General features: G+C 63.2%; 14 protein-coding genes. 3 read left to right on the plus strand and 11 right to left on the minus strand.

Translation table 11 applies throughout. From position 1 onward, the window contains the following. Nucleotide 1: 1 nt before the first annotated feature. The 11 genes from A9K65_RS09850 to A9K65_RS09900 all read right to left on the minus strand — a co-directional run bounded on the left by A9K65_RS09850 (nucleotide 2) and on the right by A9K65_RS09900 (nucleotide 13,936). Complete coding sequence (locus tag A9K65_RS09850; RefSeq protein ID WP_013529726.1) at nucleotides 2–952, minus strand: SPFH domain-containing protein; 951 nt, start codon at nucleotides 950–952, stop codon at nucleotides 2–4. A gap of 118 nt (nucleotides 953–1,070) precedes the next feature. Further along, nucleotides 1,071–2,282, minus strand: coding sequence for an FAD-binding oxidoreductase (locus A9K65_RS09855; RefSeq protein ID WP_064995620.1), 1,212 nt, complete (start codon nucleotides 2,280–2,282; stop codon nucleotides 1,071–1,073). 155 nt (nucleotides 2,283–2,437) lie between these two features. Then, a complete protein-coding gene (gene hemH, locus A9K65_RS09860; RefSeq protein WP_013529728.1) occupies nucleotides 2,438–3,502 on the minus strand; it encodes a ferrochelatase in 1,065 nt (354 codons plus the stop codon). A 234-nt stretch (nucleotides 3,503–3,736) separates the two neighbouring features. Continuing rightward, a complete protein-coding gene (locus tag A9K65_RS09865; RefSeq protein WP_064995621.1) occupies nucleotides 3,737–5,767 on the minus strand; it encodes a bifunctional UDP-sugar hydrolase/5'-nucleotidase in 2,031 nt (676 codons plus the stop codon). Between the two features lie 185 nt (nucleotides 5,768–5,952). After that, entirely contained in the window at nucleotides 5,953–6,330 is a 378-nt protein-coding gene (locus tag A9K65_RS09870; protein ID WP_013529730.1) for a hypothetical protein, read from the minus strand. A 184-nt stretch (nucleotides 6,331–6,514) separates the two neighbouring features. Continuing rightward, complete coding sequence (locus tag A9K65_RS09875; RefSeq protein WP_013529731.1) at nucleotides 6,515–7,960, minus strand: homospermidine synthase; 1,446 nt, start codon at nucleotides 7,958–7,960, stop codon at nucleotides 6,515–6,517. A gap of 130 nt (nucleotides 7,961–8,090) precedes the next feature. Continuing rightward, on the minus strand, nucleotides 8,091–9,044 hold the full coding sequence (locus tag A9K65_RS09880) for a DUF3445 domain-containing protein (RefSeq protein WP_064995622.1): 954 nt from the start codon (nucleotides 9,042–9,044) through the stop codon (nucleotides 8,091–8,093). A gap of 3 nt (nucleotides 9,045–9,047) precedes the next feature. Continuing rightward, nucleotides 9,048–9,710 (minus strand): aminotransferase class IV family protein, encoded by a 663-nt coding sequence (locus A9K65_RS09885; protein WP_013529733.1) that lies wholly within the window; start codon nucleotides 9,708–9,710, stop codon nucleotides 9,048–9,050. After that, on the minus strand, nucleotides 9,659–10,804 hold the full coding sequence (locus A9K65_RS09890; RefSeq protein ID WP_064995623.1) for an aminodeoxychorismate synthase component I: 1,146 nt from the start codon (nucleotides 10,802–10,804) through the stop codon (nucleotides 9,659–9,661). The genes A9K65_RS09885 and A9K65_RS09890 overlap by 52 nt, the downstream gene beginning before the upstream one ends. A gap of 182 nt (nucleotides 10,805–10,986) precedes the next feature. Next, the gene (locus A9K65_RS09895; RefSeq protein ID WP_064995624.1) at nucleotides 10,987–11,742 is read right to left on the minus strand and encodes an NADH dehydrogenase; all 756 of its coding nucleotides are present in this window, start codon (nucleotides 11,740–11,742) and stop codon (nucleotides 10,987–10,989) included. 361 nt (nucleotides 11,743–12,103) lie between these two features. Beyond that, nucleotides 12,104–13,936 (minus strand): M3 family oligoendopeptidase, encoded by a 1,833-nt coding sequence (locus A9K65_RS09900; RefSeq protein WP_064995625.1) that lies wholly within the window; start codon nucleotides 13,934–13,936, stop codon nucleotides 12,104–12,106. Between the two features lie 175 nt (nucleotides 13,937–14,111). Between A9K65_RS09900 and A9K65_RS09905 the strand changes: the two genes are divergently transcribed. The 3 genes from A9K65_RS09905 to A9K65_RS09915 all read left to right on the plus strand — a co-directional run bounded on the left by A9K65_RS09905 (nucleotide 14,112) and on the right by A9K65_RS09915 (nucleotide 18,251). Then, nucleotides 14,112–15,647: a sigma-54 dependent transcriptional regulator gene (locus A9K65_RS09905; protein WP_013529737.1), complete on the plus strand. Its 1,536-nt coding sequence runs from the start codon at nucleotides 14,112–14,114 to the stop codon at nucleotides 15,645–15,647. A 409-nt stretch (nucleotides 15,648–16,056) separates the two neighbouring features. Beyond that, the gene (locus A9K65_RS09910) at nucleotides 16,057–17,883 is read left to right on the plus strand and encodes a DUF882 domain-containing protein (RefSeq protein ID WP_024502725.1); all 1,827 of its coding nucleotides are present in this window, start codon (nucleotides 16,057–16,059) and stop codon (nucleotides 17,881–17,883) included. A gap of 176 nt (nucleotides 17,884–18,059) precedes the next feature. Continuing rightward, complete coding sequence (locus tag A9K65_RS09915) at nucleotides 18,060–18,251, plus strand: hypothetical protein (protein ID WP_013529739.1); 192 nt, start codon at nucleotides 18,060–18,062, stop codon at nucleotides 18,249–18,251. Nucleotides 18,252–18,336 lie beyond the last annotated feature (85 nt).

Here is an 18,336-nt window from a genome sequence, read left to right on the forward strand (position 1 = left end):
CTCAGTTGTCGGTTGGGCGAACGACCGGCGGGCGCGCGGCCTGCCTCTGCGAGCCGGTCGTGCCTTCGCTGCGGAAGACTTCCTTGGCGATCTCGCCAATGCCGCCGAGCGAACCGATCAGCGACGATGCCTCGAAGGGCATCAGCACGATCTTGCTGTTGGTCGCGGTGCCGATCTTGCCCAACGCTTCGGTGTATTTCTGGGCGACGAAGTAGTTCAGCGCCTGCACATCGCCTTTGGAGATCGCTTCCGACACCACCTGGGTGGCGCGGGCCTCCGCCTCGGCCGAACGCTCGCGCGCCTCGGCATCGCGGAAGGCGGCTTCCTTGCGGCCTTCGGCCTCGAGGATCTGCGACTGCTTGAGGCCTTCGGCGGCAAGGATCTGGGCGCGCTTGTTGCGTTCCGCGGTCATCTGCCGGCCCATCGATTCGATAAGGTTGGCCGGCGGGTTGATGTCCTTGATTTCGACGCGGGTGATCTTGATGCCCCACGGGTGGGCCGCTTCATCGACGACGCGCAGCAGGCGCTCGTTGATGGCGTCGCGGTTCGACAGGAGTTCATCGAGATCCATCGAACCCATGACGGTACGGATGTTGGTCATCGTCAAATTGAGGATGGCGTTCTGCAGGCCGGAAACCTGGTAGGCGGCCTGAGCGGCGTTGAGGATCTGGAAAAAGGCGATGCCGTCGACACCGACAATGGCGTTGTCGCGGGTGATGATTTCCTGGCTTGGAACGTCGAGCACCTGCTCCATCATGTTCATCTTGGCACCGATGCGGTCGATGAACGGGTAAATGAAATTGAGACCCGGGCTCAGTGTCTTGGTGTAACGGCCAAAGCGCTCCACCGTATAGTTGTAGCCTTGCGGGATTGTCCTAATGCCTTTGATCAGCAGCACCAATACCAGAAGGGCAAGTGCACCAACCGCAATATCGAAACCACTGAAATCCATTTGGCTCTCCCTCAGACGAAGGCCGCACAAGCCATTCTCGCGCGGCCGACTTCACCAAAGACTTAAGTGTGTTTCAGATGCGTTACAATCAGGTGATGACGGATTGTTTGCGGTGCGATCAGCGGTTGAAGGCAAACAGTCTTGCATCCGTGTCCTCCACCCCGTTGATCGAAGCCGGGACAATCTCGGAAGCGATCTGCGAGAAGGTGATGCCGTTGCCGCCGTAGCCCATCACCGCATGGATGCGCGGGTGGCGGGGAATGGCGCCGATATAGGGCAGGCCGGTGGTTGTGGTGCCGAACGAACCGGTCCAGGCAAAATCGGGCCTGGTGTCGAGATGCGGAAATACCAGGCCGAGCTTCTCGGCGATGCGTGTGCTCTTGTCGGCGATCAGCTCGTCGCGCCGCGCTTCGTCGACAAAATCCTCGTCCTCGCCGCCGCAAATGACCCGGCCGTCGATCGTCGTGCGCATATACAGATACGGCTCCGACGCTTCCCAGATGAACGCTGCGTCCGGCCAGAGCTTTCGCGGTTGCGGGCATGTTGCGATCGCCCATGTCGAGATGATCCGGTGGGCCGCGGCCGGCACGATCTCCACAAGTTCGTAGCCGGTGGCCAGAACAACATGTCGCGCGGTTATGGTCGGGCCATCCCTGGTCGCGACGACAACAGCTTCGGCGCTATCCTCAATCACTGTCGCTTCGACGGGGGCGTAGAAGCGAGCCTTGCGCTGAAGGGATTTCAGCAGCAGCCCAGCCGTCAGCTTACGCGGGTCGAGCGCGATGTTGCCGTGGCTGAGAATGGCGCCTTCGCGGTCGATGCCGAATGTCTCCGCCAGCGGCGCCGGCGTCAGATAGGTCGCGGCGATGCCGGCTAGCCGCCGTGCCTTGGCCTCGTCGCGCAGTTCCGACGGACCAAGTATCGTGCCAGACAGATAGAGCGACGGCGCCCGGCTCAGGCCACAGTTGATGCCGAGTTCGGCGATGCGTCCGGCGAGATTGGAGACGGCGAGCCGCGAGCGCCGCCAGGCCTGCTGCGCCGAGGCTCTGCCGATCATCTTCGAAAGCGTGGAGAGAGGCTGGTCTATTTCGAATGCCACCAGTGCGGTGGTTGCGGCCGTCGAGCCCTTCAGCGGACCGCGCCGGTCGATACAGATCACCCGATGGCCATCGGCCGTCAGCGCCTCGGCCATCATGGCGCCGCTGATGCCCATGCCGACGACCAGCACATCTGCCTTGACGTCCCGGATCAGGCCGTCCGTCGGCACCGCAGGCGCGCGATAGGCTGACCAGACGGGCTGGCCAGTTCTGAGGTCGAGTTTGCGGGACATCGCATTCTCCGGCGGCGCGCCTTAACGCCCCGGAGCTTGTGTTGTTCCGGAGTTAGAGCGGCGAGCCGCTCTAACTCCGGTTGACGAAATTCCCAAGGGAAAGCGCTATTCGCTTTTCCCGGGAAAACCGTTTCACACTTTTCCTGGAATTTCTCCTAGACCCAGCCAGACAGTTCGCGCCGCACCATCGCCTCGATCACCGCCATCCCCTCCGCGCTGTCGTTGAGGCAAGGGATATGGGCGAAATTCTTGCCGCCGGCATGGTGGAAGGTTTCGGCCGCCTCGCGGCCGATCTCATCCAGCGTCTCGATGCAGTCGACGGAAAAGCCGGGATTGACGACGGCGATCGACTTGACGCCGTCCTGTGCGAGTTTCTCCACCGTCTTGTCGGTATAGGGTTGCAGCCATTCCTGCGCGCCGAAGCGCGACTGGAAGGTGATGATCAGTTTCCTGTCATCCCAGCCGAGCCGTTCGCGCAACAGCCGCGTCGTCTTCTGGCAGTGGCAATGATAGGGATCGCCCTTCTCAAAATAGGGTTTTGGAATGCCGTGATAGGAGGTGATGACCACCTCCGGCTCGAAATCCAGCGTCGCCAGATGCCGTTCGATCGAACGCGCCAGCGCCTCGATATAGACCGGCTCGTCATAGTAGGGCGGCACGCTGCGGACGGCCGGCGCGCGGCGCATCTTCATCAGCGCGCGAAACAGCTGGTCGTTGGCTGTTGCCGTGGTCGTCGCCGAATATTGCGGATAGAGCGGAAACGAAAGAATGCGGTCGCAGCCCTGGTCGGCCAGACGCTGGGCAATGCTGGCGGTCGAAGGGTTGCCGTAGCGCATCGCCCAGTCGACGACGACATCAGGCAGGTCGCGCAGCGCTTCGGCCAGCTTTTCGGCCTGGGCACGGGTGTAGGTGCGCAGCGGCGACTCGTTCTTTTCCCGGTTCCAGATCCGGGCGTAATTGGCGCCCGACTTCTTGGGGCGCGTGGTGAGCACAAGTCCATAGAGGATCGGATACCAGATCGCCCTGTTGAGCTCGATGACGCGCGGATCGGACAGGAATTCACGCAGATACCGCCACATCGGCTTGAAATCGGTGCCATCGGGCGTGCCCAGATTGACCAGCATGACGCCGATCTTGCCCGCCTTGACCGGCGGATGCCCAGCGGGCAACGGGCCGAGCGCTTTTGCGACCTTGGGATCGGCAGGGGTGGGAAGCGTCATAAGGGTTCTCCGGGAGACGCGAACCTAACCATCTTGCGCGCGCATTCAATGCAGCGTCTGGCCGCACCTTAAAGCGGATTGTCCGAATGGATTCAGACGACCCGCTTTAAGTCTTTGTTTTATGCATGTCGTTCTCCCAAAACCGAGGTCACTTTTGGGCGACATGCATTAGCCCGAAAACAGGACGCCCGTCCGGTTTTCGGACGGGCGGTGTCATTCAGGCATATAAGCGAGCTATTTCGGCGGGATGGTCAGCGTTGCGCCGACAGGAAGCCGGCGGGGTTCGTAGCCCTTGTTGGCGCCCGAAATGACCTTCCACCTGGCGCCGTCGCCATAGGCTTTCTTGGCCAGATCCCAATAGGTGTCGCCGGCAACGATGACATGGCTGGCTTCCGCTGGCGCGGCCTCAGCAGGCTTTGCCGGCTCGGCCGGTGCCGGCGCGGCTGGTGGCGCTGGCGGGGGAGGTGCTCCTTCCGTCGATATGGCCGGTGGTGTGTTGGCGATATCGCCCGAGTTGGCCGGCAATTCAGGCATTGCCGGTGCCGCTTCGGCAGGCTTAGCGGCTTCAGCCGGTGCGGGCGCCGGGGTGGCCGGTGCCGCTTCGGCTGGCTTGGCCGGATCGGTTGCCGGGGCCGCAGGCGCCGCGGCGACGGTCGCGGCTATTTCGGTGATGCGGCCGTCGAGCTTCGGCGTGTAGGGCCGGTGGGCGCCGAGATAGTCGGCAACCACCTGTTCGAGGCCGGGGCCGTAGTCGTAGGCATTCCTGGCCTTGTCGGCAAAGACCTTGTAGCCGTCGCCGCCCTGGCGAACATAGTTGTTGGTGGCGACCAGATAGTCCTTGTCCGGCTTGATCGGCGTCCAGGCACCGCCTTCCATGACCTCCACCGATTTGACCCGGCCGGCATTGGGCGCAACGGATTTGTCGAAGGAATATTTCAGGCCGGCGACCTGGGGGAAGCGCCCGGCGCCGTCCTCGACCTGACTGAGACCGCCCTCGAGGCCGGCCACCAGATCCTTGCCCGAAATCTGGAAGGTCGCCAGCGTGTTCTGGAAGGGCAGCACGGTCAGCACCTCGCCCATGGTGACGGTGCCCTTGTCGATCGAGGCGCGCAGGCCGCCGCCATTGGAGATGACGATCTCGACGCCCTGTCCCTTGACGCGGTCGAGGATGGCGTCGGAGACGAGATTGCCCATCGCGCATTCGCGGGTGCGGCAGCTCTCGCGACTGCCGTCGATGACGTCGGTGGTTTCGGCCACTTCCTTGTTCTTCAACGCCTCGATCGGCGCCCCAAGCTCCTTGATGCGGGCGAGCACGGCCGGGTCGGGGGTGATCGACTTGTCGAGATAGATCGGGTCGCCGCTGGCCGATTTGACGACGCCATTGTCGTCGAACACCACCTTGAACTCGCCGAGATATTTCGAATAGGAGGCCGCCTGCACCACCGGCACCTTGTAGCCGTCCGGATTGTCGACCATCGTCGGGTAGGGGCCTTCCGCCTTCGGGTCGGTGTTCGACAGCAGGGAATGGCTGTGGCCGCCGACGACGACATCGATGCCCGGGATCTTGGCGATGACGTCACGTTCGCGCCTGTAGCCGATATGGGTCACGGCGATGATCTTGTTGACGCCTTCGCCCTTGAGCTTCTCGACTTCGGCAGTGATCGACTTGACGTCGTCCTCGATGGCGACGTTGGGACCCGGCGAAGCGAGATCCGGCGTGTCGTTGGTGATCGCGCCGATGATGCCGATCTTCTGGCCGCCGACCTCGACGACAACAGATGGCTTGACGCGGTCGCCGAGCTTGGATTGCGCGTTGGCCTTCACATTGGCGCCGAGCACGGGGAACTTGATCATGTCGAGGAACGGCGCCAAGGCGGCCTCGCCGTCGTCGAATTCATGGTTGCCGAGGGCCATGGCATCGAACTTCATGTCGTTGAGGAATTCGCCTTCGACCTTGCCCTTATAGGTCGTGTAGAACAGCGAGCCCTGGAAATTGTCGCCGGCGCTGAGCAGCAGCACGTTCTGGCCTTCCAGCTTCTTGCGTTCCTGGGCAATCGCGGTGATCAGCCGGCCCGCGCCGCCGATGCACTCGCCCTTGGTCTCCTCGTCCGCCGAGCAGGTCGATTCATATTTGTTGTTGCCTTCGATGCGGCTGTGCCAGTCGTTGATATGCAGGATGTTCAGCGTGTAGTCGGCAAAGGACGCGCCGGCCGACAGACCGAGGGCTGAGGCTGACAGGGCTGCAATGGCGGCAAGCTTCTTCATCTTCGTCTCCCGGAAAGCTGATCAGAGGCCATTAGCGCTCTTGCTTGACTGGAACATAACAGCCGGCGCTTGGCCATGTTCCCATCGCGTTCCGGATGACGCAAGCGGAATCCGGGACCCTTTGCCGGCACAAAAAAGACGGCGGCCAACCAGCCGCCGTCCTTGGAATACGAATGGTCGTGGGTTCAGACGCGCCTTGTCAGCACGAAATTCTGCCCGCTGGAGCTCGTGCAGTTGAGCTGGCTTGTCGACACCATCAGGCAGTTGAAGCTGACCGCGGTCTGGCGGATCAGCGAGGTGCCGTTGATCTGCACCGATGTGGCGCCGGTCATCGTGTAGCTGCCGTCGGCAAGCTTCTGGCCGGTGTCGGTGGCTACCGTCGTGAAGGTGCCGCCGGTGAAGGTCGACAGGCCGGTACCCTTGGCGTCGATCCACGAGCCCTCGACGCCTTTCGGCGCCGCTGCCATCGGCGGTTGATCGGGGCCGCTGGTCGCACAGGCGGCGAGCATCGCCGCAATGGCACCCGCCACGCTCATCGAAAGAATTTTGCGCGCAATGATCATGTGAAAATCCTCTCCTCTCGCATCGGCCCAAAAATCGGAAATCGATTTTCGACAAGCACGAGGCGTGCATCCAAGTTTCCAGAGCGACGTGCGTCCAGATGAATACGTATCGCTATGGTCCGCATCCCTTCAATCGCCCGATTTCCGGGCGATTGCAAGGCAGTGAGGCAGGTGGGCGGTGCTGCTATCGCACAAGGATGTTGCGGAACTGCCACGGGTCGTTCCGGTCGAGGTCTTCCGGGAACAGGCCGGGACGGTTATCGAGCGGCGTCCAGTCGGTGTAGTAGCCCTTGACCGGTCCGAGATACTGGGACTGCACTTCCAGGCACCGCCTGTAGTCCATCTCGTCGGCTTCGACGATGCCGGCCTCGGGATTCTCCAGCGCCCAGACCATGCCCGAGAGCACCGCCGAGGTGACCTGCATGCCGGTGGCGTTCTGGTAGGGGGCCAGCTTGCGCGCCTCGGCGAGCGACAGCTGCGAGCCGTACCAGTAGGCATTCTTGTCGTGGCCGTAGAGCAGCACGCCGAGTTCGTCGACGCCGTCGATCAACTCGTTCTCGTCGAGCACATGATGCACCGGCTGAGGCTTGCCGGCGGCGCCGAACATCTCGTCAAGCGACAGCATCGCGTCGTTGCAGGGATGATAGGCATAGTGGCAGGTCGGGCGGTAATGCACCTTGCCCTTCTTCGAACGCACGGTGAAGAAATCGGCGATAGAGATCGCCTCGTTATGCGTCACCAGCAGGCCGTATTGCGCGCCGGGCGTCGGGCACCACGAGCGCACGCGCGTGTTGGCGCCCGGCTGCTCCAGGTAGATGGCTGCCTTCGAGCCGTGCTTGTGCTTCTTGGCGTTCTTCGGCATCCATGTCTCGTGTGTGCCCCAGCCAAGTTCCGCGGGCTGCAGGCCCTCGGAGATGAAGCCTTCGACCGACCATGTGTTCCAGAACACATCCATCGGTTTCGGCTTCTTGGTGCGCTGGGTGTCGCGTTCGGCGATGTGGATGCCCTTGACGCCGGCCTTCTTCATCAGCTTGGCCCACCCCTCGCGGTCGTCCTGCGCGGGCTCCGAGAACTCCAGGCCAAGATCGGTGGCGAGATTGACCAACGCCTGCTTGACGAACCACGAGACCATGCCTGGATTGGCGCCGCAGGTGGAGACCGCCGTGGCGCCGCCGGGCTTGTCGTGCTTTTCCTTGAGCAGCGACTCGCGCAGCGCGTAATTGGTGCGGCTGGCGTTATCGGCCTTGGCGTCGAAATAGAAGCCGAGCCACGGTTCGACGACGGTGTCGATGTAGAGCACGCCGAGCTTGCGGCAGAGCCGCATCAGGTCCACCGAGCCGGTATCGACCGACAGGTTGATGCAAAAGCCCTGGCCGCCGCCATTGGTCAGAAGCGGGGTCAGGAGCTTCTTGTAGTTCTTCTCGGTCACCGCTTCCTGGACGAAGGTGATGCCGCGCTCGTCGAGCAGCTTGCGGTCGGTGTCGCGCGGATCGATAACCGTCATGCGCGACTTGTCGAACTTGAAATGGCGTTCGATCAGCGGCAGCGTTCCCCGGCCGATCGAGCCGAAGCCGATCATCACGACAGGGCCGCTGATCTCACCGTAAACGGGCCAGTTTTCATTCGCCATTTTATCGAGCACTCCTTCAAAGCCCAGGAAACTGGGAAAACGCACACACAAAACCGGGCATCTTTGCCCGGCGGCCATGCGCTACATCACAGATCATTGTCACAAACCAGCGAAAAGCGCCAACCAGCGATCAGTCGTCATTGGCCATGTGGTTAAGGACCGTCATCAGCCGATCACGGTCCGATGTCAGGCCCTTGTAGTCGAGCTGGGCGAGATCGAGTGCTTCGAGCTGGGCGGCGAAAGACACCGCGAGCTTCGCCCGATCAGGGTGCCTGGCCAGCACGGCGAGCGGATCGAGATGGATGCGGATGGTGAACAGGATATCGCGTGAAACAGGCAGTTTGCGTAGGGTTTGCCGCTCGACGCGAATGAAGGCATGGGCGTCGATGTCGCCATCGGGAAAGCGCGACGGCCGGTTGGTGGCGCGGTCGATGCGCTGCAGGTCGGAGAGCGGATGGTAGAGCGCGTTGTCGGACTGGATCGACCAGTTGTAGCGCTCGACGGCCTGCCCCTGGAGGCCATCGAACATCCGGTTGATGAGTCCCGCCGGACGCGTGCCCGGGCCGAAACCCGGCACCGGCGCGTGGATGTCCTGCAGCGGCTTGCCGAACTTTTCCAGGAGCGACCAGGAGGAGGGAAAGCAGAGCGAGCCGGCGACCAGCCGCCAGCCGCTGTCACTGCTGCGCATCAGGATCAGGTCTTCCTGGACGAGCAGTGAGGCTTTGGCCAGCGGCGCATCGGCGAGGGAAGCAGGCAGACGGTTCGCCGCGCCCGCCACCTCGACGCCTGATCCGCCGAGCCGATGGGTTTCGGGGAACCTCTCCAGGAGATGCGCAGCGAGCAAGTCGAGCACTTCCTGCTGGGCGTCGCGCGTGCCGTCCTCCTCGACGAAAACGCGCTCTGGGATTTCGGCATAGAGCCGGTGCTTTTCGGCGAGATACGGCAGCAGATGGCCGTCGACCTCGATCCAGGCCGCCGGGTCGAGCGGCTTCAGCCCGATGCTGAACAGTTTCGACGAGCCGTCATAGGGCGTGTGGGTGGGCAGCGTATGTTTTGGGGGTGTGTGAGTGGGCACGGACGTCATGTCTCAGGTCAGTCTTGCGGGGATCAGTCCGCGCAGCGAATTGCCGACGAACAGGGACTTGGCGGATTTCAGATCGTCCAAGCTGTAGATCGCTTCGCGGGCGCGGCCTTCATCCAGAAGCTGCGCGCGCAATACGCCAGGCAGCAGGCCGCAATCGAGCCGGGGCGTCGCCAGCACGCCGTCGCCGAGATCGGCAAAGACATTGGTGATCGTGCCTTCACAGATCTCGCCACGCTCGTTGGCCATAAGCACCTCGTCGGCCTGCGTGATGAGGTGTTCGGCACGGGCACGCGTGTAAAGCTGTCGCCGGCTGGTCTTGTGGCGCAGCAGCGTGTCGTTCGAATCGAGCCTCGTCCGCGCCAGCCGCAGCATCCAGACCTTGTCGGCGGCGAGCGGTTCATAAGGCTGCGCAGAGGCCGTCACCTCGCCATCGTGCGACAGGACGAGGCGCGTGCGCGTGGCAACGCCGGAACCGCCGACCGCGCTGCTCAGCGCCTCGCCGACCGTGCCTGGATCACAGCGGAAGCCGAGTTCCGCCGCCGAGCCATAGAGGCGCGCAAGATGACGATCGAAGCGCAGGAAGCCCGAGCCGGGTTCCCAGCGCATGGTCTCGATCAACTGAAAGTCGGCGGTGTTCCCGTCGCGAAGCGCGCTTTCAGCAGACACTCCTGATACTCCTCCTGCGCCGTCGAATCGAAGACGACGCCGCCTCCGACATTGTAGACGGCCTCGCCGCCCGAAAAGAGCGAGATGGTGCGGATCGCCACGGAAAAGCGCATCGGGCCGCCGGGCGCGATCCAGCCTATGGCGCCGCAATAGGCATCGCGGGGCGTGCCTTCCAGGTCGCGCAGGATCTCCATGGCACGGATCTTAGGCGCGCCGGTGATCGAACCGCAAGGAAACAGCGCCGCAAAGATCTGGCGGATAGAGAGACCCGGCAGCAATTTGGCCCTGACGTCGCTCACCATCTGATGCACGGTCGGGTAAGTCTCGATGCGGAACAGCGCCGGCACGTCCAGCGTGCCCACCTCGCTGATCAGCGAGATATCGTTGCGCAGGAGATCGACGATCATCCGGTTTTCGGCCTGGTTTTTCTCGTCATTGCGCAGGAAGATCTTCTGCCGTTCGTCTTCGGCTTTGGTGGCGCCGCGCGGCGCCGTTCCCTTCATCGGATGCGTCTCGATCATGCCCTCGGCGTCGATCTCGAAGAACAGTTCAGGCGAGCGCGACAGCACGATGGGTTCACCGAGCGCGATCAGCGCGCCATATTTCACCGGCTGACGTTCAGTCAACGCATCGAACGCGGCCAGAGGCTCGCCTGACCATTGCGCATGCACGGGAAAGGTCAAATTGCCCTGGTAGCAATCACCTTGCCGGATGTGCTGGTGCAGCCGCGAGAAGCGTTTTTCATAATCCTCGGGCGACCACGTCGCACGGGCGTCGAAGATCGGGCCATTGGTCGCCGCCGTATTGCGCGGCGGCACCGCCTCTTCGACCGGGGCATCGAAAACCCCGAGGCACACGAGTGGAGCGCGGCGTCCATTCGGCAGCAGGGGAACGAGCTTGGGTTCGAGCAGGTAGCCCGCCTCATACGAGAAATAGCCGGCAAGCCATTTGCCTGCATCATGCGCGGCTTGTGCTGCTTCCAGAGCCGGCCCGAAATCGCCTGCGTCGTGCGCCACGATGATATCGGCCGGCCGGTCGAAAACGAGCTGGCGCGCGCTTTTGTCATTGCGAAAAATTGCGGCGGGCAGGGACATGGGCACCGAATGCTGCGGTCAATGAAGCCATCAACCGCTCTATATGGGGTGCCGCCCGCGCGCAATCGAGGGAACGGCACGCTGCCTCTTAAAGCCGACCTTTGGGCCAACTCAGGAACCAAGAGCAAACGGCGACGCCGATATGGCGCCGCCGCTTGCAATCTTCAGGTCGTGCCTGGCGATCAGCTGTTGCTGGAGGTTCCGGCTGTTGGAAACTGCTTGGCGAATTCCTTCTCGTTGCCGGCGGCGAGCAGCTTGGCCTGCTCGATCCAGCGTTCGCGCGCGATGCGGCCATCGAAATTCATGACGTCTTCGATCCGTTTGATATCGGCCGCTGTCCAGGACGCGATCTGGGCGAAGCTGGTGACGCCTTGTGCCTTGAGCAGTTTCTCATTGACCGGACCGATACCGATCAGCCGACGCAGATTGTCGGGCTTTCCGGATGCTGGCTTGGCTGTTGCAGGCTTGACTGTTGCAGGCTTGACTGTTGCAGGCTTGCTCGTTGCGGATTTGGCTGGAGCCGAGGTTTTGGTGGCGGCGGGTTTCGCCGCCGGCTTGGCAGGGACCGCCTTGGCAGAGACCGCTTTCGCAGCGGCCGGTTTGGCCGTCGCGGGCTTTGTGGTGGCGGATTTGGCCGTCGCGGGGGTCGACATCAGGGCCGCCGGCGCCTGGCTTGCCGGTTTTGCCGCGCTGCTTCCGGCGGCAGGTGCGGCCGACGCTTCGCGCAGCCGGCGCTCAAGGTCGGCGCGGGTCTTGCCGCATGCATCGAGTTCGCCGGTCAGGCGGTCGCTGTCGGTGCGCAGCCTGTCGCGTTCGCTGCGTGTACGGTCGAGATCGCCGCGCAAGCTGTCGAGTTCACCGCGCAGGCGCCCCCAAAGGAACCAGCCGACCAATACGCCTATCAGGAACGCCAGGACCACGTAGAAAAAAGTGCCCATTGTCTCTCTCCAGTCAGATCCGTCTGCCGTGGGTCATGATCTTCGGCGAAGGACTACTCTTGGTGGTTCCGCGGTAAGCAGAACAGCCGGCTTCGGTTCGAGCTGTCGGCGATCGGCTTTGCTTGCCCATGGCCAACGGCCGTTGTCGCGTTCGCCTGAGCGCCACGGCCGGCTGAGATTTCTCCTCGCCGATCCGCATGCGCTCCGGCTGAGCTTGGAGCGAAGGCTATCATAGAGCTTGTGGAAAGCTATCGGAAAACTTCGGTGGAGAGTACTTCAAGAACAGATATTTAGGGCGATAGTAGAGCTGTCCCAACATGCATTCCGGCTAAACTGTTAGAGCGACGCCTGGGCGCGCATTTCAAGTGTCGAGCGCTTCCAGCTCGTCGATCAGGCCACTGATGACGCCAAGTCCGATCTGCCAGAAGGCGGGATCGGTGGCGTCGAGCCCGAAGGGCGCCAGAAGCTCGGAATGATGTTTGGTGCCGCCGGCGCGCAGCATTTCGAAATACTTGTCCTGAAAGCCGCGCTCGGCGTTCTGGTAGACCGCGTAGAGCGAGTTCACCAGGCAGTCGCCGAAAGCATAGGCATAGACATAAAAGGGCGAATGGATGAAGTGCGGGATGTAGGTCCAGAACACCTCGTAGCCTTCGCGCAGCTTGATGGCGGGACCCAGACTTTCGGCCTGCACTTCGAGCCAGAACTGACCGAGCCTGTCGGAGGTCAGTTCGCCGTTCTTGCGTTCGGCATGCACCTTGCGCTCGAATTCATAGAAGGCGATCTGGCGCACGACCGTGTTGATCATGTCCTCGACCTTCTGGGCGAGCATGGCCTTGCGCTCGCGCCGGTCGGTGGTCTGGTCGAGCAGCGAGCGGAAGGTCAGCATCTCGCCGAAGACCGATGCCGTCTCGGCCAGCGTCAGCGGCGTCGAGGCCATCAGCGCACCCTGGCCGCCGGCCAGCACCTGATGCACGCCATGGCCAAGCTCGTGCGCCAGCGTCATCACATCGCGCGGCTTGCCCATGTAGTTGAGCAGGACATAGGGATGCGCCGACGGTACGGTCGGATGCGCGAAGGCGCCAGGCGACTTGCCGGGCCGCACCGGCGCGTCGATCCAGTTCCGGTCGAAGAAGGTTCGCGCGATCTCGGCCATGTCGGGCGAAAAGCGCTGATAGGCGGACAGCACGGTGTTCCTGGCCTCGTCCCAGCCGATGATCGCCTGGGGCGTATCCGGCAACGGCGCGTTGCGGTCCCAATGGTTCATCACCTCCATGCCCAGCCAGCGTGCCTTCATCGCGTAGTAGCGGTGCGAGAGGCGCGGATAGGCATCGCGAACGGCGGAGGCCAAGGCGTCCACCACACTGCGCTCGACGCGGTTGGCCAGATGGCGTGAATCGGCGATGTCCTCGAAGCCACGCCAGCGGTCGGATATCTCCTTGTCCTTGGCCAGCGTGTTGGTGATCAGCGTGAAGGTGCGCAAGTTCTTGCGGAAGGTCGTGGCCAGCGCCTCGGACGCCCGGCGGCGCACCTCGCCGTCGGCGTCCTGCAGACGGTTCAGCGCCGGCTCCAACGTCAGTTCCTCGCCGTCGATGTGGAAGCGAAGGTCGGTCATCGTTTCGTCGAACAGGCGGTTCCAGGCGCCGCGTCCGGTGATCGACTTTTCGTGGAAGAGCTGCTCGACGCGGTCCTCGAGCTGGTAAGGCTTGTCCTTGCGCAGATCGAGCACCCATGGCCGATAGTGGCCGAAGGCGGGATCGCCGGCGAGCGCGCCTTCGATCGACGCATCGTCGATCAGGTTGAGTTCGAGCGCGAAGAACAGAAGGTGCGCGCTGGCGTCGGTCATCTTCTCCTGGATGTCGCCATAGAGCTTGGCGCGCTGGGGATCGGCGGTGTTTCCGGCATAAACCAGTCCCGCATAGGAGACGATGCGGCCGATCAGTTCCTCCAGCGCCTCGTAGGCGACAAGCGCCTCGCCCAGCCTGCCGGCGCCGCCGCGCTCGGCTTCGGCGGCCAGCGTACCCTTCCAGCGGCTCTCGAAACTGGTGGCATCGGTGGCGGCCTTGGCGATGTCGCGCTTCAGCTCCGGCGCGTCCATGCCGGCATAGAGGTCGGCAAGGTTCCATTCCGGCAGGTCGCCCAGCTCGGCCGCGCCTTGACCCGACGCCGGCGCCGCCAGCCGCCGTGCGGAAACCATGTGCCCAGAATCCCTATGCATTGCCGACACCTTCCGTGGCCAAGGTTCAAGGAGAAACGAGAAGCCGGTCAAATCCTAAGGAATTCATTCACCGGGTTTTTTGAAACCTTATTTAGAACCCTGTGCCAAGATGGTCCACAGGGCAGAATTCCTCGGGCGGGCAGTCACACCAGTCATGACAGGTTCCATACTCATAGTCGATGACGATCCGGTGCAACGCCGGCTGCTCGAAGCGGCGGTGACGCGGTTCGGCTACAGCGCAATCGTGGTCGACGGCGGCGCGGCCGCTCTCGACATCCTCGATGGACCCGGCGCCCGCGAGGTGTCGGTGGTCATCCTCGATCTGGTCATGCCCGGTCTCGACGGTATCGGCGTGCTGAAGGCGATGCGCGAGCGCGACATCAACGTGCCGGCGATCGTGCAAACCGCGCAGGGCGGAATCGAGACCGTGGTTTCGGCGATGCGTCATGGCGCCTTCGATTTCGTCGTCAAGCCGGCGTCTCCCGACAGGCTGCAGGCATCGATCGGCAATGCGCTCAAGGTCGAGGCCGTCGAGGGCGAGGTCAAGCGCACATCGCGCCGGCGCGGCGGCCTCCTGACCTTCAAGGACATGATCACGCACAGCCCGGCCATGGACAGGGTGATCCGTCTTGGCCAGAAAGCGGCGGCATCCAACATTCCGATCCTGATCGAGGGCGAGTCCGGCGTCGGCAAGGAACTGGTGGCGCGCGCCATCCAGGGCAGTGGCGACCGCCGCACGAAGCCCTTCGTCACCGTCAATTGCGGCGCCATTCCAGACAATCTGGTCGAATCGATCCTGTTCGGTCACGAGAAGGGCTCGTTCACCGGGGCCACCGACAAGCACACCGGCAAGTTCGTCGAAGCGCATTCGGGCACGCTGTTTCTCGACGAGATCGGCGACCTGCCGCTCGACGTGCAGGTCAAGCTGTTGCGTGCGGTCCAGGACGGCGAGGTCGACCCGGTCGGTGGGCGCTCGACCGTCAGGGTCGACATCAGGCTGATTTCGGCGACGCACCGCAACCTCCTGCAGCAGGTCAAGGACGGCAAGTTCCGCGAGGATCTGTTCTACCGGCTGAACGTCTATCCGATCTTCGTGCCGCCGCTGCGCGACCGCCGCGACGACATCCCATATCTGGTCACCCATTTCATGGAGAAGGTCGCGCCGGCCGACCCGCACCGTCGCCTGCAAGGTATTTCGGCGGCAGCGCTCGCGGTGCTGCAGGCCTATGACTGGCCCGGAAACATCCGGCAGCTCGAAAACGCCGTCTTTCGCGCCTCGGTGCTTTGCGAAGGCGATATGTTAACCGCGGAGGACTTCCCGCAGATCCGGGCGCAAGTGGAAGGCACCGTCAACCTCGATATGGATGGCGACGCGCCGTCGCCGTCCTTGCCTTTGCAGGCGCGCGATGACGAAGCCTTGCCCGGCGAGGGCGGCCCGGCAATCGCGTTCGATCCGCCGGCAAGGCTGCAGCCTCGCTTCGGCACGTTGCGGGCGCTCGACGAGCGCGGCAATGTGCGGGCACTTGCCGATGTCGAACTCGAGATGATCAAGCTTGCCATCGATCACTACAACGGACAGATGAGCGAAGTCGCCCGCCGACTCGGCATCGGCCGCTCGACGCTCTATCGCAAGCTCAAGGAACACGGCATCGATCCGGAGACAGGCCGCGTCGATCGACTAGCCTCCTAAGGGCGATGCCGGGCTGAGCTTTGGCCCGGCTTCCGGCTTTGCCACAAGGCCGGCGCCAGCTTGCAATGCCACAACGGGCCTTGTATCGCCGTTTCGGCGGCATTGTGGCTGTCTCGTGGACAGCTCTGTTCACGCATTAAGGCTAACGGTAACAGATCGTGTTTGGGGCGAAGGCGAAAATCCGATCTAAACCAGCGGTTTACCAAGAAACCTTGTGAACAATTTTTGACGGGATATCGCCACGGTGTTACCGCATTTCGGCTTCAATAAGCGATGATTAACCATTAGGATCGATATTCGGGTGTGCTAATGCCACATCCGTTTGGACAAATCCGGGGACAAACGGCAGCCTGCAAGGCCTTTTGATTTGAACAGAATCGAACGACACACAAACAGGCGGCACCATCATTTGAGCGTCTGGCCGAAGTGGCTGGCAGTGTTGGTTGTCGCTTTTGGTTTTGTTGCCGCGGCTGCGAGCGGAGCCAGCGCCGAAACACGGTCGCTGAAGCTTTATCATCTCCACACCCATGAGAAGGCCGAGATCGTCTACAAGCGCAACGGCCGCTACGTTCCCGAGGGTCTCCGCAAGATCAACATCATTTTGCGCGACTGGCGTCGCAACGAGCCAACCAAGATGGATCCGCGCCTGCTGGATCTCGTCTGGGAGGCGTATCGGGAAGCAGGTGCCACGGACTACATCCAGGTCGTCTGCGGCTATCGCTCGCCGTCGACGAACTCGATGCTGCGCAGCCGCAGCAGGGGCGTGGCCGAGAAGAGCCAGCACATGCTCGGCAAGGCGATGGATTTCTATATTCCCGGCGTGCCGCTGAAGAAGCTGCGCAACATCGGCCTCAAGATGCAGGGCGGCGGCGTCGGCTACTATCCGTCATCGGGTTCGCCGTTCGTCCACATGGATGTCGGCAATGTGCGCCATTGGCCCGGTATCAGCCGGCAGGAACTGGTCTCCCTGTTCCCCAATGGCAAGACGCTGCATGTGCCGAGCGACGGCAGGCCGCTGCCCGGCTTTGAGCAGGCGCTCGCCTCCTACAAGGCGCGCAAGGGATCGGGCTCGCCGGCCATCGAGATGGCCAGTGCCGGCGGCAGCAGCAAGAAATCGGGTGGATTCCTGTCGGCTTTCTTCGGTGGCGGCGGCGACGACGAGGCCGACGACAGCGCCGATGTCGAGACCGCTTCGGCCGCCCCCCCGCCCAAGGCGAGAAACCTGAAGCCGGCAGCGGCGGCCAAGACCAGCAACCTCCCGGGCATCGCCATCGTGGCGCCGGAGAATGCGCGGCGCGCCGAGATTCCGCAGGTGACCGAACAGCAGGCTCCGGAGCCTGAACAGGACACGCCGGAGACGATCATCGCGGCATTGCCGGCCCGAAGCATTCCGCTGCCGGATTTCGCACCGCGGCCGAAAGCCGATGTCGGCGCGCAGCAGCCTGAGAATGTTCCCTTCGCGATGGCGGAGGCGACAGCCACCACCGAGCAGGCCGTGGCGACCGCGCATGCGCCGGCGAGCGTTCCTTTCGGCATGGCCGATGCAACGGCTTCGGCTGATGCGACCCAGGTCGCGGTCAACAACATACCGTTGCCGACATGGCGTCCCGACAATTCGCTGCCGGCCGCTCTGGCTGCGCCGCCCAGCAAGGATGTGCTGATGGCGCTGGCCGAGACGGCCGACCAAGGCAAGACCGCGACCGATGCGTTCTCGGTGCTGCCGACGGCGCGGCCCGAGATGGCCAGGCCGGACGCGGTCAAGGCCGTGCTCGACGAGGCCAATGCCCAGGTCGGTGCGGCCGATTACCAGCTTGCTTCCTTGTCCGGGTCCGAGCCGCGTTCGGCGTTCAACGATCCGGGCACCAACACCGCATCGCCGCGCGATGCTGTCGTGGCCCGCCCAGTCGGTTCCGATCCGGCCGCCGCGATCGGCGCCGGCGTCAAGACGACGCGCAAGGAATCGAGAGCCACCGCCCGCGACCTGAAGCCAGGCCCCAAGGCCATGGTGGTTGCAGCCGCACCGCAGGCCGCCCGTTGGGCCTTGACCAGCGGCGAGCAGGTCGCCACCGTTTCAAGCGCGACGACGGCGCCGGGTTACGCCTACAGCATCGTGCACACGCCGCCGAGCGAGGTCTACACCGCTGGCTTCCAGCCGAGCAGCCAGGTGGCCGATGCCAATCGCTTCACCGGCAACGCCGTCAAGTTCATGTCGGTAGCCCGCTTCCAGACCAAATGACGGCAAACCAATCGACAAAGCCGCGCCGGGCAACCAGCGCGGCTTTTTGCTGCGTGGCCGGATCCGGTCGCGCGGCCCGCCGGCTTCCGATCACACCGGCCTGACATTGCCGTGATCGTGGAACGCCTCGGGCCGTCAACGGTTTCTCCCTCGTTCGTTCAAACCCGGGGATACCCATGAAGAAGATTCTACTGGCATCGGTCATCGCGTTGGCAACCGCTTCGGCGGCCATCGCCCCTACGCAGGCCGAAACCATTGTCGTCAAGACCCACGATCACATGCACATGAAGAAGCACTGCCGGACCAAGGTTGTCACGACCTGGAAGCATCATCATAGGGTGGTCAGGGAAGTCAGGGTCTGCAACTGATCCAGCCAAGGCAGCCCTGGAAAAAACATCCGGCGGAAACCCGGTCGACGCAAGTCGGCCGGGTTTTTCCATGCCGCCATGAAAG

The organism is Mesorhizobium sp. WSM1497 (assembly GCF_001672455.2).
GTDB lineage: Bacteria > Pseudomonadota > Alphaproteobacteria > Rhizobiales > Rhizobiaceae > Mesorhizobium > Mesorhizobium ciceri.

Excerpts from the sequence above, each read along its gene's own strand:
- A9K65_RS09870 (WP_013529730.1), bottom strand. The coding sequence starts at position 6,330 with ATGATCATTGCGCGCAAAATTCTTTCGATGAGCGTGGCGGGTGCCATT.
- A9K65_RS09900 (WP_064995625.1), bottom strand. The coding sequence starts at position 13,936 with ATGGTTTCCGCACGGCGGCTGGCGGCGCCGGCGTCGGGTCAAGGCGCG.
- A9K65_RS09865 (WP_064995621.1), bottom strand. The coding sequence starts at position 5,767 with ATGAAGAAGCTTGCCGCCATTGCAGCCCTGTCAGCCTCAGCCCTCGGT.
- A9K65_RS09850 (WP_013529726.1), bottom strand. The coding sequence starts at position 952 with ATGGATTTCAGTGGTTTCGATATTGCGGTTGGTGCACTTGCCCTTCTG.
- A9K65_RS09880 (WP_064995622.1), bottom strand. The coding sequence starts at position 9,044 with ATGACGTCCGTGCCCACTCACACACCCCCAAAACATACGCTGCCCACC.
- A9K65_RS09875 (WP_013529731.1), bottom strand. The coding sequence starts at position 7,960 with ATGGCGAATGAAAACTGGCCCGTTTACGGTGAGATCAGCGGCCCTGTC.
- A9K65_RS09855 (WP_064995620.1), bottom strand. The coding sequence starts at position 2,282 with ATGTCCCGCAAACTCGACCTCAGAACTGGCCAGCCCGTCTGGTCAGCC.
- hemH (WP_013529728.1), bottom strand. The coding sequence starts at position 3,502 with ATGACGCTTCCCACCCCTGCCGATCCCAAGGTCGCAAAAGCGCTCGGC.
- A9K65_RS09890 (WP_064995623.1), bottom strand. The coding sequence starts at position 10,804 with ATGTCCCTGCCCGCCGCAATTTTTCGCAATGACAAAAGCGCGCGCCAG.
- A9K65_RS09905 (WP_013529737.1), top strand. The coding sequence starts at position 14,112 with ATGACAGGTTCCATACTCATAGTCGATGACGATCCGGTGCAACGCCGG.
- A9K65_RS09895 (WP_064995624.1), bottom strand. The coding sequence starts at position 11,742 with ATGGGCACTTTTTTCTACGTGGTCCTGGCGTTCCTGATAGGCGTATTG.
- A9K65_RS09915 (WP_013529739.1), top strand. The coding sequence starts at position 18,060 with ATGAAGAAGATTCTACTGGCATCGGTCATCGCGTTGGCAACCGCTTCG.